The organism is Microbulbifer marinus (assembly GCF_900107725.1).
Classification (GTDB): Bacteria; Pseudomonadota; Gammaproteobacteria; order Pseudomonadales; family Cellvibrionaceae; genus Microbulbifer; species Microbulbifer marinus.
The window spans coordinates 1448550-1461559 of the sequence record NZ_FNQO01000001.1; the positions used below are offsets into that span (position 1 = coordinate 1448550).

Annotated in this window: 8 protein-coding genes; 3 read left to right on the top strand and 5 right to left on the bottom strand. The window is 59.4% G+C overall.

Going from position 1 to position 13010, the window contains the following annotated elements:
• The first annotated feature begins 136 nt into the window (after positions 1 to 136).
• Together BLW36_RS06245 and BLW36_RS06250 are read left to right on the top strand one after the other, a co-directional pair.
• The gene (locus BLW36_RS06245) at positions 137 to 2260 is read left to right on the top strand and encodes a TonB-dependent receptor (protein ID WP_170833137.1); all 2124 of its coding nucleotides are present in this window, start codon (positions 137 to 139) and stop codon (positions 2258 to 2260) included.
• Between the two features lie 371 nt (positions 2261 to 2631).
• Positions 2632 to 3471 carry a helix-turn-helix transcriptional regulator gene (locus BLW36_RS06250; RefSeq protein WP_170833138.1) on the top strand — a complete coding sequence of 280 codons (840 nt, stop codon included), beginning with the start codon at positions 2632 to 2634 and terminating at the stop codon, positions 3469 to 3471.
• Positions 3472 to 3530: 59 nt separating this feature from the next.
• Here the strand turns inward: BLW36_RS06250 and BLW36_RS06255 are convergent, their stop codons facing one another.
• The 5 genes from BLW36_RS06255 to BLW36_RS06275 form a co-directional block, all read right to left on the bottom strand.
• The gene (locus BLW36_RS06255; RefSeq protein ID WP_211567141.1) at positions 3531 to 4946 is read right to left on the bottom strand and encodes an NAD(P)/FAD-dependent oxidoreductase; all 1416 of its coding nucleotides are present in this window, start codon (positions 4944 to 4946) and stop codon (positions 3531 to 3533) included.
• Between the two features lie 36 nt (positions 4947 to 4982).
• Positions 4983 to 7316 (bottom strand): TonB-dependent receptor, encoded by a 2334-nt coding sequence (locus BLW36_RS06260; protein ID WP_091386211.1) that lies wholly within the window; start codon positions 7314 to 7316, stop codon positions 4983 to 4985.
• Positions 7317 to 7511: 195 nt separating this feature from the next.
• A complete protein-coding gene (locus BLW36_RS06265) occupies positions 7512 to 8903 on the bottom strand; it encodes an APC family permease (RefSeq protein WP_244506147.1) in 1392 nt (463 codons plus the stop codon).
• A gap of 60 nt (positions 8904 to 8963) precedes the next feature.
• Positions 8964 to 10391: an aldehyde dehydrogenase family protein gene (locus tag BLW36_RS06270; RefSeq protein WP_091386999.1), complete on the bottom strand. Its 1428-nt coding sequence runs from the start codon at positions 10389 to 10391 to the stop codon at positions 8964 to 8966.
• 143 nt (positions 10392 to 10534) lie between these two features.
• Positions 10535 to 11497, bottom strand: a complete 963-nt coding sequence (locus BLW36_RS06275; RefSeq protein ID WP_091386213.1) for a LysR substrate-binding domain-containing protein — start codon at positions 11495 to 11497, stop codon at positions 10535 to 10537.
• A gap of 133 nt (positions 11498 to 11630) precedes the next feature.
• Between BLW36_RS06275 and BLW36_RS06280 the strand changes: the two genes are divergently transcribed.
• Positions 11631 to 12875 carry a Zn-dependent hydrolase gene (locus BLW36_RS06280; RefSeq protein WP_091386215.1) on the top strand — a complete coding sequence of 415 codons (1245 nt, stop codon included), beginning with the start codon at positions 11631 to 11633 and terminating at the stop codon, positions 12873 to 12875.
• Positions 12876 to 13010 lie beyond the last annotated feature (135 nt).

The window sequence follows — 13010 nt, forward strand, 5'->3', positions numbered from 1 at the left end:
GGCAACACAATTCCAATAAAAATAAAGAGAGGATCTTCAGATGACACCCTTTAAACCTGCCCTACTGGCAAGCGCTATCGCCGGCTGCCTACCTCTGTCAGCGCTGGCAGAAAGCACTACGCAAATTGAAGAAGTGATGGTCACAGCGCAAAAGCGTGCCCAATCCGCAGCCGATATCGGCGTCACCGTCACCGCCTTTGGCGGCAACGATATTCAGGAACTCGGCTTTCAGAAGGCACAGGATATAGCGGCTCACACGCCCGGGTTGTCCACCACTAACGCGACTTCCAGCGGCACACCCATCTTTGCCATTCGCGGCATCGGCCTGGACGATTTCAACAGCAATAACACCAGTGGCGTCGGTGTCTATATTGATGAAGTACTCGCAGCCTACCCGGTTTTTCTGAACGGCCAGTTGTTTGATGTTGAGCGGATCGAAGTACTCAAGGGGCCGCAAGGGACGCTGTATGGAAAGAATACCACCGGCGGCGCCATTAACTATGTATCGGTCAAACCCTCGGGCGAGACAGAGGGGTATATCACTGCGGGGCTGTCGCGCTGGAATACTTACCAGGTGGAAGGCGCAGTGGGCGGATCGCTTACCGACGGGGTAAACAGTCGTCTGGCGCTGTCCGCCAGCCGCGGAGACGGCTGGCAAAAAGATATTGATACCGGCCGCGAGTTCGGCGATACAGACCAGTTCGCAGCGCGCTCACTCACCAGTTTCGAATTGGCAGACAACGCCGAACTACTGCTCAATCTCCATTACAGCGACGACCAGGGTACGCCTGTATCACCACAAAATACCACAATCGATGCTGTGTTCGGGCTGCCGGCCGGCACATTCGGGGTGACCTCCTCCGATCCCCGAGCTGTGCGCGTCGGCGACCTGAACGTCGGTCGCGACGAGCAGGGCTACGGCGGATCGGCGACCGTGACTGTGGATTTCGAAGCCTTTACCCTGACCTCCATCTCTGCGGCGGACCTTTACCAGCGCGAAACGATAGACAATTACGAGGGGGTCGCAATCGCCACCGGCGATTTTAGTTTTACAGACGAATTCGAAGTCTACTCCCAGGAACTGCGCCTCACTTCCAACGGTGCGGACGGTTTCCACTGGGTGACTGGACTGGTGTTTTCAAAGGACGAAGTATCAGCGGTTACGACGGCTAACGTCGCGGACCTGTACGATGGCATCCTCGGGCCAGGTTTAGTGGATATTGCCCGTATCGCCTCGGACTATGTGCAAAACACCAAATCCCTTGGGGCCTACCTGCATACGGAGACCGACCTGTCTGATCAGCTGATGTTGACCGCCGGACTGCGTTATTCCAGTGATAAACGGGACTTTGCCGGCGGCTCGGTAGATGTCGACGGCTGGAATGCGTTGTTCGAAGGTGCCGCGGAGCCGGTGCCCGAAACCACCATTACAGCACTGGTCGACGACCGCAGCGAAGACAACGTCTCCGGCAAACTGGGGCTGGACTACACGCTGAATGAGGACTGGTTGCTGTATGGCAGCGCCGCCACCAGCTACAAGGCAGGCCTCTTCTACGGCGCCCCCGCAGGTGCGGCCGCAGCGCTGGCCTATATCGATCCGGAAGAAGTCATATCCTACGAACTGGGCTTCAAGGGTACATTGCTGGATGGCAGTATGCAGCTGAATGGTGCCTACTATCGTTACGATTACGATAACCGACAGTCGCTTGTCATCGTCGAAGACCCGACAATTCCGGGCTCGGTCTTTGCCACGCTGGGGAATATCGAAGAGTCGCAGATCTCAGGCGGGGAACTGGAATTGCGCTGGCTGCCAACCGAGGCGCTGGATATCCGCGCCGGTATTTCCTATATCGATGGCGAAGTCTCCAAGGCCCCCGCCGATATTCGCGGCTTGACGCTATTACTGCCCATCGAAGAGGGTGCAGATCTGGCTCAGGCACCGCAGTGGTCCTACAACACAATCGCGCGCTATGAGCGGGCGATCGCGGATTACCTGGTTGCCGCTCAGCTCCAGTACTCCTGGACCGACGAACAATACGCGAGTCTGGCCGACCCCCAGGCCCTGTACGGCGAAGTGGAAAACCTCGGCTTGCGCGCGAGCCTCGCGCCACCGTCGGAGCAGTGGGAAGTGGCATTCTGGGCCGACAATCTGCAGGACAACAGCGCCTCCACTTATTCATTCACGAGCACCGAAGGTGGACGCGCCGTTTACAGGCAAATGCCGCGCAACTTTGGGTTGGATTTCACCATTTACTACTGATTCGCCTGGTCGAAGTCGCGCTCTGTCAGCCGCAGGAAATCCCTGCCGGCTGTCGGAGCCGCCTCCACCTCCAACAGACAATCGATCCCGCCCTGCCCTTACCCTCGAACGTACTGAGAATACTGGTCACTACGCAATGGGAATGACGATCATTGCGTCGAAAACAAGTTGAATTTACTTCAACTGCACCGTTAATTAGTAATTTTTTTTACAAGCCGGCACGTTGGATTTTGCGGGCAGGAGATTCACCGAGGTGGGCGCCGAGCCGGTAGGAATGCCGCGCAAATAATCCGCAGAAACGCCAATTTTTGATACTATTGCAGACCATGTACCCCGGACTGGGGACGGATTTTAATGACCGAATAATAAAGATGATTACTGGCAGCAATCTCGCAAACTGGCATCAGACTGTTGCCAGGATATTCGAAAGTGAATCTGACTCAGAGAGCATCTACGAACTGCTGAAAGGGGTGGAAGCGCTGGTGCACGGCAACAGCAGTATGGCCATCCTCTACCCGAAAAAATCCACTCCGCAGGTTACCCACCACCGCCTGCTTGCCAACGAGAAACCCAGTGCTCAGGTCGGCCGCTATATCGACGGAGCCTACCTGCTCGATCCCTTCTTTCGCACCGCGATTGACGAATCCAGTGATGGCCTGTTTCTGCTGCGTGAAGTGGCCCCCGATGCCTTCGATCAGACGGAGTACTTTCGCGTCTATTACAGTGAGGCAAACCTCAGCGACGAGGCCTGCTACCTGGTTCAGGGTGAGGACGGCACTGTTGCCAGCCTGTCGATCGGGCGTGCGGCGGACCTGCACGGAGGAAGATTTTCGACGGATGAAGTCACCCTGCTGCGCTCACTGTTTCCGCTGGTAAAAAGCGTGTTGCGCAAGTGGATACTGGATCGCGACCGCGCGGAAACTGACACCTTCGGCAATCGCCTCGACAGCGCCCTGGAAAATTTCGGCAATTCCATCCTGACAAAGCGCGAATGCGAAGTCCTGCATATGACCATGCGGGGCCATTCAATCAAGTCGATGGCGGAAAGGCTGGATGCGAGTGTCGACACCATCAAGACCCACCGCAAGCATATCTACTCCAAGCTCGATATCACTTCACAGTCAGAGCTCTTCTATCTGTTCATCAGCGCATTGCGCCATCACTCCGAATCCGACAAGGATCCGCTGGTAAGCCTGGATCAGGCGAGCTGAAATCCTGAATAAAAAAACCCCGCAATAGGGATTGCGGGGAAAGATAGGCAACAGGTGGATTACTTTTGCGTGACCGGGAAACCCATGCGCTCTACCATGCGAATCCACGGTACGCGCCAACCGCCCTTTTCATCCAGCGTATCCAGGGCATACATGGTGATCTGTGCCCCCAGCCAGCGGAAGGGTTCCGGCGGAATATAATTGGGCTGGGAACTGGCAAATTTTAGTGTTCTCTCCGGCACATTTTTATCGTCGAGAATTGCCAGGCCCACGCGCGCGCCGAAACGCGTCGCGGTGACGCCGAAACCGGAATAGCCACCCGCATATAACATCCTGCCGCCGTGGTAATGTTGGTAGTGTACCGCCATGCGCGTTGTCAGGGCGATGGGACCACTCCAGGCGTGGGTAAAGCGGATACCGCGCAACATCGGGAAGGTGCGATAAAAATTGTCGACCAGCCGTACATAGGGCTCTGGAGTCTTGTCCTGCTCCGGATCAGTATTGTCTCCAAAGAAGTACGCCAGGCGGCCACCAAACAATATGCGGTTGTCCGCCGTCAGTCGCATGTAGTTGAGCTGGGTACGCGTATCGTAGATTCCCTGGCGGTTCTTCCAGCCAATCGATTCCATCTGTTCCGCGGTCAGCGGCTCGGTCACAACGATGCGGTCGCGAATCGCCGTGACCCGACGACGAATTTTTTTGCTGCCGTCCGCAAAGGCATTGGTGGCCAGTAATACCTTGTCGGCGTGAATGCTGCCGTCGGGAGTTTGCACAAACACACCGCCTCTTTTCTTGCGATTGCGCAGCATGGGTGTGTTCTCAAAGATTGCCACACCAAGCTCTTGCGCCACACGCTTGAGTCCCCAGGCAAGCTTGGCCGGGTGCACGGTGCCGCTGCGTTTTTTTGACCAGAGGCCGCCACTAAATAGCGGCGAGCTAATCTCCCGGCGAATGGCCGCTTCATCGAGCAGGTGCGCATCGTGACCGTAGCGGCGGTAGAGTTTATATTCCTTTTCGATATCCGGAATTCCCTCCGGCCCCACAGCTACGGTCAGCTCACCGCCCCACTCAAGATCGCAATCAATACCGTAGCGTTCGATGGTTGCGCGAAAGCCGTCGAGATTCTCCTTGCCCAGCTGTTCCAGTACCTCCATATCTTCCGGGTACAGCCTTTGCGCGTTTTCGAGACCGTGCATCACCGATGTGGACAGGATCGCCGCCGGGCGCCCGGAGGCGCCGATTGCGATACTGTTGGCCTCGATCAGAATCACCTCCCGCTGCGGATCTGCCTCCTTGGCCTGTACCGCCGCCCACAGGCCGGTGAAGCCACCGCCGACAATCAGCAGACTGCAGCGCACATCGCGCGCAAGCGCCGGCTCCTCCGCCGGCCGTTCGGATGAATCCAGCCAGTAGGGAAAAAACGTAGTGTCCTCTAGCGCCTCTAATGCCTGCGCCCTGATCTGTTCTTCACACATGATTACCTCACATCATCATTGAACCGTCGGCGCGGATTAGTAGAAGCTGTACTTGACCGATACGCCGTAGGTAGTGGGCATCTGGCGATAGAAGGAGCGGCCGGCGAAGCTGGAAAACGCATAGGTTTCCCCGTCTTCGTCACCGATGTTTTTCACCCAGGCACTGAAGCGCCACTGTTCGGCAGCGTCGCTCAGGGCGGCCTCGGCATCCCAGGAACTGACCGGTCCGGACAGCGCATTGGCATCCGCCAGCTGGGCCGTCATTTCGTCGCTGTGGCTGTAGCTGGTTTGCAGGCGCAGGTTCAGGTCGTTGCCGATGGCCAGATCGTAAGCGGCGAGGCCGTTGTAGCTCCACTCCGGCGACTGCGACAGCGCGGCACCTGCCGGTAAAGGCGCGGCCAATGCATCCACAAAAGGCTGGCTCACGCCGTCGGCCATGCCGTTGACGCTGGGATCGGCCTGGATGCCGCGCATGCCTGCGGTGGTAGGCGCACGGGTCACTTCACTGTCTAGATAGGCGAGGCCGGCCATCAGTGTCAGGTTGTCGGTGGGCAGCCACTGCATGTCCAGTTCGAAGCCCTGGGTCTTGGATTCCGGCACATTGACCAGGGTGGTATCCGCGACCGGGAACTGCAGGTAGTTGCTGAAGTCGTCGACGATGATGGTTACCAATGACTGGCGATCCGTGTAGTCGAGACTGAACACGGCACCGTTCAATTGCAGAGAGGCATCGAACAGTGTCGCCTTGAAACCGGCCTCGTAGGACATTACTTGCTCCGGCTCCACATAGGCCCAGCTGACATCGTCGAGAATCGCCGCACCGTAGTAGGCGCCACCCTTGTAACTGTTGGCCACGTTGGCGTAGAGCAGCAGATCGTCGTTCAGCTGCCAGTCGAGGCCGAGCTTGCCGGTCAGCGCGCTTTCGCTGCTGCTGTCATGTAGTTCTGCGACGGTGTCGTTAAACGAATAGACGTCATCGTGGTTGGTGGAGATGCCATCGAAGCTGCGCTTGTCACTGCTGTAGCGGACGCCAGCGATCAGGTTCAGGGAGTCGTTGAGCGCGGTTTCGGTATGCAGGTAGGCACCGTAGGATTTGGTCACCTGTTCGTAGGAGGCAGTGAGGAGATCCCAGCCCTGTACCGGCACGTCCGCCGGATTCAGTACAAAAGTGCTGGCCACGGAATCTGTCACGAAGAAGGAATCGTCGAAGCGGTCCGTCACGTCCACTTCGTCTTCGGAAATATTGATGCCGGCAATCCAGGTGACAGGGCCATCGCCGGTACTGATCACACGGAATTCCTGCGACCACTGGCTGATGTTGTTGTCCTGGTACAGGTCCAGAATTGCGGCGGCGGAACCTCCGTAGTTATCCACCACTTCGCGCTCGTAGCTGTCCACGGCGCTGATGGAGACAAAATCGAAGTTCTCGAATCCGTAACTCAGGTTCAGGGACGCACCGTGACCAGACTCGTCGCGGCCGACATCCAGATTCCCCACACTCACACGAGTGACATCCTCGGCGGAGTTGAGCGCCGCGAAAGACGGATCACCAAAAGATTCGGCCAGACCGCTAACCTGCGGCGATACCGGCGTGGATTTGTCGGAGGTGAAATAGACTTTGGCGATGGCTTCGCCGTTGCCGGCAAACGGGAAGATCAGTTGGCCACGCGCAGCCGCGCGATCAGTACCGCCGAACTCTCGCCCCGTCTCCACATCTTCCTGCCAACCGTCGGCCTTGGACATTTGCACGCTGACACGACCGAGTACCTCACCTGCCACCTCGCCACTGACTACACCGGTCAACTCCCTGGCGTTGTAGTTGCCGATACCGGCGTCCACGTAGGCTTCGAACTCACTGGTGGGCTTGCGGGTAATAAAATTGATCGCACCGCCGGTGGTATTCTTTCCGTACAGGGTGCCCTGAGGGCCCTTCAAAACTTCCACACGCTCAATATCGAACAGCTGGCCGCCGAGAAATGCCGGGTTGCTAGCGAAGACTTCGTCGGTATAGATACCCACACCGCTGCTGTTGTTGGGGCTGAAATCATCGAGGCCGATACCGCGGATGGCGAAGATCGGGGTGCCGCCAGAGGTGGAATTGACAGTAACCAGGCCGGGTGTGTGTGCCCCCAAGTCTACGGCACTATCTATGCCCAGGTTTTCCATCTGTTCGCCACCGAAGGCGCTGGCAGAAACGCCGATATCGTTTACGGATTGCTCGCGCTTCTGCGCGGTAACACTCACTTCCTCGATCTGGTTAGCGTGAGAAGCCGCGGAAAAACCCAGTCCGGAAAACAGGGCCCCGGCAATGGCAGCGGTCAGAATTTTCTTGTCGAAACAGAACAGGCTTGTTTCAGTTGGCGAACGCATGTCATTTCCTCTTCGTCGTTATTACTTTTATCGTTGAGAGGAATATAAAAATTGTCGCGCGCGGCAGCTATCACCTGATGGGGTGAGAAAACCGAATTGAAATTCGAAATTAGATTTTCGGCAGGGAACGCAAAAATCCCCGCAACCTTAACCGGCTGCGGGGCAATGAATTTGACTGATTGGCAAAGAATTAAATCAACAGACGGCCGGAGAAATTTCTGCCCTATTCTGTTTTTCCGCCCATAGGATTGCCACCTCGCCCAGCAAAACGGTGATCACCGAACCGATCAACACCGGCCACTGGATTCCCTCACCAGGGGTATAAGTGAATAGAACGATACAGATTACCAGCACTGCCACACAGAAAAGCGTAAGTATCGCAGCCACCGCATCACCGCCGGGCACGGCAAAAGGTCGTGGACGTGAACCATCGATGCGGCGCATTTTCAGGAAGGCCAGGAACATGCCGATATAGGGCAATAAAAATATCACACCACTGAACGCAAACAGGGACCAAAAAAGATCCTCATTGGAATTCACCAGGAATCCGTACAGCAGCAGGATCAGCGTACTCGCCACCCCCATCAGTACCGCGGCGCCAACCGGCGTATTGCGGGTCTCGCTCTTCAGGGCAAAGGCCCGCGGCAGTTCGCCCTCTTCTGCTGCTTCCGCCGCTGCACGGTTGCCACCGATAGCCCAGGTCACACCGTTGGAGAAAAACGTATAGAGTGCAGCAAGCCCCAGTAGTACGACGAAGGCTTCGCCCGCGCTTGAGCCACCGAAGAAGAGTCGCAGGGTATCCACCAAGCCTTCCACCAGATCGATATCGGCTGCCGGGATTGCCGCCAGTATCGCGGCGGTGCCGAGGGTGTAGAGAACGAGAATCACTATGCCGGAAACCAGAATCGACAGTGGTACATCCCGCCGCGGATTGCGCATCTCTTCACTGCTGGCGCTGATCAGTTCGAAGCCGAGCATGCCGTAGATTATCGCCGGCAGGTACTGCAGACTGCTGCCCCAGTCGGGCTTGATGCTGGCGAGGGATATCGGGTTGGCGAGACCGTTGTCAGCGGCGTAATAGCCGGCACCGACAATGATCGACAGGAAAATAAGAACTTTAAAGATCGCGCCGATGTTCGGTACCCACTTGCCCACATTCAGGGTCACCACATTGGCGGCCACCGCGATCCAGGTCAGCACTATGCCGATGGCGATCTGGTGGGCGACCGTCATCTGTGGAAAAAACAGCTGTTTCGCCACACCGGCAAACAGGATAAAGATCGCCGGCATCCAGATGGCCACGTTGACCCAGTAGCTCCAGCTGATACGCGAGCCCCAGCGGCCACCAAAGGCATCGCGTACCCAGGCGTAGATGCCGCCCTGTTCCGGGTAAGTGCAACCCAGCTCCGCTGATACCAGCGCGAAAGGTACGAAGAAAAACACCCCCAGAAACAGCCACCAGAAAATACTCGAAGTGCCGATGGCCGCGGTGGCGGCCAGGGTGTCCACGAGCAAAATTGCGGAGACGGTAAACAGGATCATATCCCGCTTGCCGAGGTTCTTTTTAATTGCTGCAAGCTCTGTCACGGTGACCTCCCGTGTTGACTATTGTTATTGATCGCCTGTCGCTCGATTTTTTACCCGGTATTACTCGGCCGGTTTGCCTAGCTGCACCGATTTGATTTCGGTGAATTCCTCCACCCCATGGGCCGAGAATTCGCGGCCGTTACCGCTCTGCTTGTAACCGCCGAAGGGCGCGCGGTAATTAAACTCGCCGCCGTTGACGAAACACAGGCCGGCGCGAATGCGGCGTGCAATGGCCAGCGCATCCTGTTCGGTGGCGGCATGGACGCCGGACGAGAGGCCGTAGGGGGAGTCGTTGGCGATGGCCACCGCCTCGTCGAGGTCCGAGTATGGAATCACACACAGTACCGGTCCGAATATCTCTTCACGGGCGATGCGCATATCGTTGCGCACGTCGGTAAAGACCGTGGGCTGCACGTAGTAACCGGTGGTGTGTCCGTCCGGCTTGCCGGGTCCGCCGCACAGCAGCGTGGCGCCCTCTTCGAGGCCGATACCGATGTAGTCCTGCACCTGCTGCCACTGGCGCAGCGACGATACCGGTCCCATAAAGGCGTCCTCGCCGGCGCCCACGGAAATCTCTTCCACCCGCGCGCGGATCAGCTCCGCCACTTCGTCAGTGCGCTCAACCGGCACCAGCATGCGGGTCAGCGCTGTGCAGGTCTGGCCGCTATTGATCATCACGTCGTCGACGCCGTACCGCACCGCCGCCGCCAGGTCTGCGTCTGCGGTAATGATGTAGGGGGATTTACCGCCGAGTTCCTGGGTAACCCGCTTGACGGTCGGCGCGGCGGCCTTGGCAATTTCCACACCGGCGCGGGTGGAGCCGGTGAAGGACACCATGTCCACCTGCGGGTGTTCACACAGCGCCTGCCCTACCTCGGCGCCGCGCCCGGATACCAGATTGAAGACACCGTTCGGCAGACCCGCCTCGAGCATAATCTCGGCCATCAGGAAATCCTGCAGCGGCGTCTGCTCGGAGGGTTTGACCACCATGGTGCAGCCGGCGGCGAGCGCCGCGCCGACCTTGCCAACGAACTGATGTAACGGGTAATTCCAGGGATTGATAAACGCGCAGACTCCGACAGCTTCGCGCCACACCAGCGAGTGGCCGGCCTCATTTATTTGCTCGGTGATACCGGTGTGCTCGGCGAACAGACGCATCGCTTCGATGGGCCCGTCCACCTGCAGCCAGGTGGCGATGTGTTGCGGGCAACCCATGCTGGCGGAGACGGCCGCGGTGAGGTCGGCCTTGCGCGCCTCCATCAGGTCGGCGATACGCAGCAGTATCGCCCGGCGATCGTCACTGGATTTACTGGACCAATCTTCAAAGGCGCTGCGGGCGGCGCGCACGGCGCGGTCTACATCTTCAGCGCTACCTTTCGGCACGCGGGCGATACAGGTTTCGGTCGCGGGATTGATGACTTCGAGATGGTCGGCGCCGGCAGGCTGCTGCCAACGGCCGTCGATAAAGAGCTTGTTATAGTTGTCCACCATGCCTCCGGGCTTTTATTGTCGGGCCCTTGAACGATTCGGCAATCCGGCCAACCCATCCAAACAGATCAAAGATTAACCGAAACCGAACATTCCGTCAGTATTTAGTATGCTGGGTTGCCGGTGCGGCCACTATCACCTGTTCAGGTGATGACGCCCTCCCCGCCCGCCGCAGCCAGCTCCCGCTGCAATTCCTCGGCCCCCGCCTGCAACGGCGCACCGCGGCTGCTCAGCCATTCAAAGATCAGTCCCAGCACCAGGCGGGAACGGGCATTGAGATCGGGGCCCCGCCCGCAGGCCAGGTAGAGGGATTGGCCGATGGTGAAGGGGCGCTCGATCACGGTCACAAGTCGCCCCTCCTTGAGATCCTCGCTGACCTCCTGGCGGTCCGCCAGCGCCAGCCCCATCCCCAGCCGCGCCGCCTCTATGGCCTGGTAGGCGTAGTCGAACTGCACTTCACCGGCGCCGGGTTCGTAGTCCACGCCCTGGCTGGTAAACCAGCTCGGCCATTGCTGCAGGGTGTCGTGCAGCAGTGGCAGCTGCAGCAGATCCCGGGGCCGGCCAAACCTGCGCTGTTGCAGCAGTTGTGGGCTGCACACGGGCAGGTAGTGCTCTTCATAGAGCGCCGTCACCCGCCGCTCTGGTGCCTCCGGCTCCCCCAGGCAGATGGCGATATCGATATCGCTGTGCAGGCGGCGCGCCCGCGGCTCGATGGTAGTCAGGCGCAGGCGGATCTCCGGATACCTGGCGCGCACCTCGCGCAGCAGCCGCAGCATCCAGCTCAGGGAAATGGTGGCGGTGGTGGCGATCACCACCTCGCCACTCAGGCTCTCCGGATCCAGGTACAGGAGCCCCTTTTCCAGCTGCGCGAAGGCATCGCTAACGACCCGATGCAGGCGCCGGCCGGCGGCGGTCAGCGCCAGGCGGTTGCCGCTGCGCTCGAACAGCGGCGTGCCCAGGCGCGCCTCCAGCTCGCGGATCTGGCGGCTGAGTGCCGGGTGGGACACGTGCAGCTCCTCCGCCGCGCGGCGCATATGGCAGTGGCGCCCCACCGCGTGGAAGGTACGCAAAGAAGTAAGGGACAGGTTTCTGAGCTGGGTGGCCATCGAACTCTCGCTTTTCGGTATCTAAAAGGCACCATAATGGCAATTAAAAGTTAATTGCCTGTAAGAAATCAAACCATAGACTCTTGTTTCTCACCCTTAGACCTGCGGATTAAGAACAACGGAGCCAGGCAAAATGACCGCCAGCAGTAACTTACGCGTAAATGGCCAGCGACTCTGGGATTCGCTGATGGAGATGGCCACCATCGGTGCCACCGCCAAGGGCGGCTGCAACCGCCAGGCACTGACCGACCTGGATCGCGACGGCCGCGACCTGTTCGTGCGCTGGTGCCGCGAGGCCGGCTGCAGCATCGACATAGACGCGATGGGCAATATCTTCGTCCGCCGCCCTGGCCGCAATCCGGATCTGCCGCCGGTGCTGACCGGTTCTCACCTGGACACCCAGCCCACCGGCGGCCGGTTCGACGGTGTCTACGGCGTACTGGCGGGGCTGGAAGTGATCCGCAGCCTCAACGACGCCGGTATCGAGACCGAGGCACCGCTGGAAGTGGCGGTGTGGACCAACGAGGAGGGTGCGCGCTTCTCGCCGGCGATGATCGGCTCCGGTGTCTGGAGCGGCGAGTTCGACCTCGACTACGCCTACGGCCGCACGGACAAGGACGGCAAGACTTTCGGCGACGAGCTGCAGCGCATCGGCTACCGCGGCGAGACTGAAGCCCGCGCGCGCCCGCTCGCGGCCGCCTTCGAGGTGCATATCGAACAGGGGCCGATCCTGGAACAGGAGCAGAAGCAGATCGGTGTGCTCAGCGGTGTCCAGGGCATGCACTGGTATGACCTGACCCTGACCGGCCAACCGTGCCACGCCGGGCCCAGCCCGATGGAGGGCCGTCGCGACCCCTTCATGGCGCTGCACCGGATTCTCGAGCAGCTGTACCGTCTGGCGGAGGACCACGGTCCCTGGGCGCGGGTGACTTTCGGCGATATCCGCGCCGAGCCCGGCAGCCGCAACACCGTGCCGGAACAGCTGGTCCTGGCCGTGGACCTGCGTCACCCGGATCAACAGGTGCTGAACGCGATGGACCACAGCTTTCGCGAAATCGCCGCCGCGGCTGCGGTAGAAGTGGGTGTGGAGGCTTCGATCCGCGACGAGTGGCGCTCGCCGGCGGTGGCCTTTGCCCCGCAGTGCGTCGCCGCAGTGCGCGAGTCGGTGACCGAACTCGGCTACAGCAACAAGGAGATGGTTTCCGGCGCAGGGCACGACTCGGTGTACATCTCGCGCGTCGCCCCCACCGGCATGATCTTCGTGCCCTGCGAAAAGGGGCTGTCGCATAACGAGGCAGAGAATGCGCAGCCCGAAGACCTGGAAGCCGGCGCCAATGTGCTGCTGCACGCGATGCTGAAGATAGCCACGCAAAGCTGACGAAGTAGATAAGCGCTAAGCGAAGGCCCGGTTACCGGGGCCATTCGCGGGACTGTCGGCCGGAGGGACCCGGCCGACAAGCCTACAGGGACGTATTCACGGCGTGTCCCGCATATGGCCCCGGCAATCGGGCCG

Coding starts and splice junctions, on each gene's coding strand:
- BLW36_RS06245 (WP_170833137.1), top strand. CDS start 137: ATGGTCACAGCGCAAAAGCGTGCCCAATCCGCAGCCGATATCGGCGTC.
- BLW36_RS06250 (WP_170833138.1), top strand. CDS start 2,632: ATGATTACTGGCAGCAATCTCGCAAACTGGCATCAGACTGTTGCCAGG.
- BLW36_RS06255 (WP_211567141.1), bottom strand. CDS start 4,946: ATGTGTGAAGAACAGATCAGGGCGCAGGCATTAGAGGCGCTAGAGGAC.
- BLW36_RS06260 (WP_091386211.1), bottom strand. CDS start 7,316: ATGCGTTCGCCAACTGAAACAAGCCTGTTCTGTTTCGACAAGAAAATT.
- BLW36_RS06275 (WP_091386213.1), bottom strand. CDS start 11,497: ATGGCCACCCAGCTCAGAAACCTGTCCCTTACTTCTTTGCGTACCTTC.
- BLW36_RS06280 (WP_091386215.1), top strand. CDS start 11,631: ATGACCGCCAGCAGTAACTTACGCGTAAATGGCCAGCGACTCTGGGAT.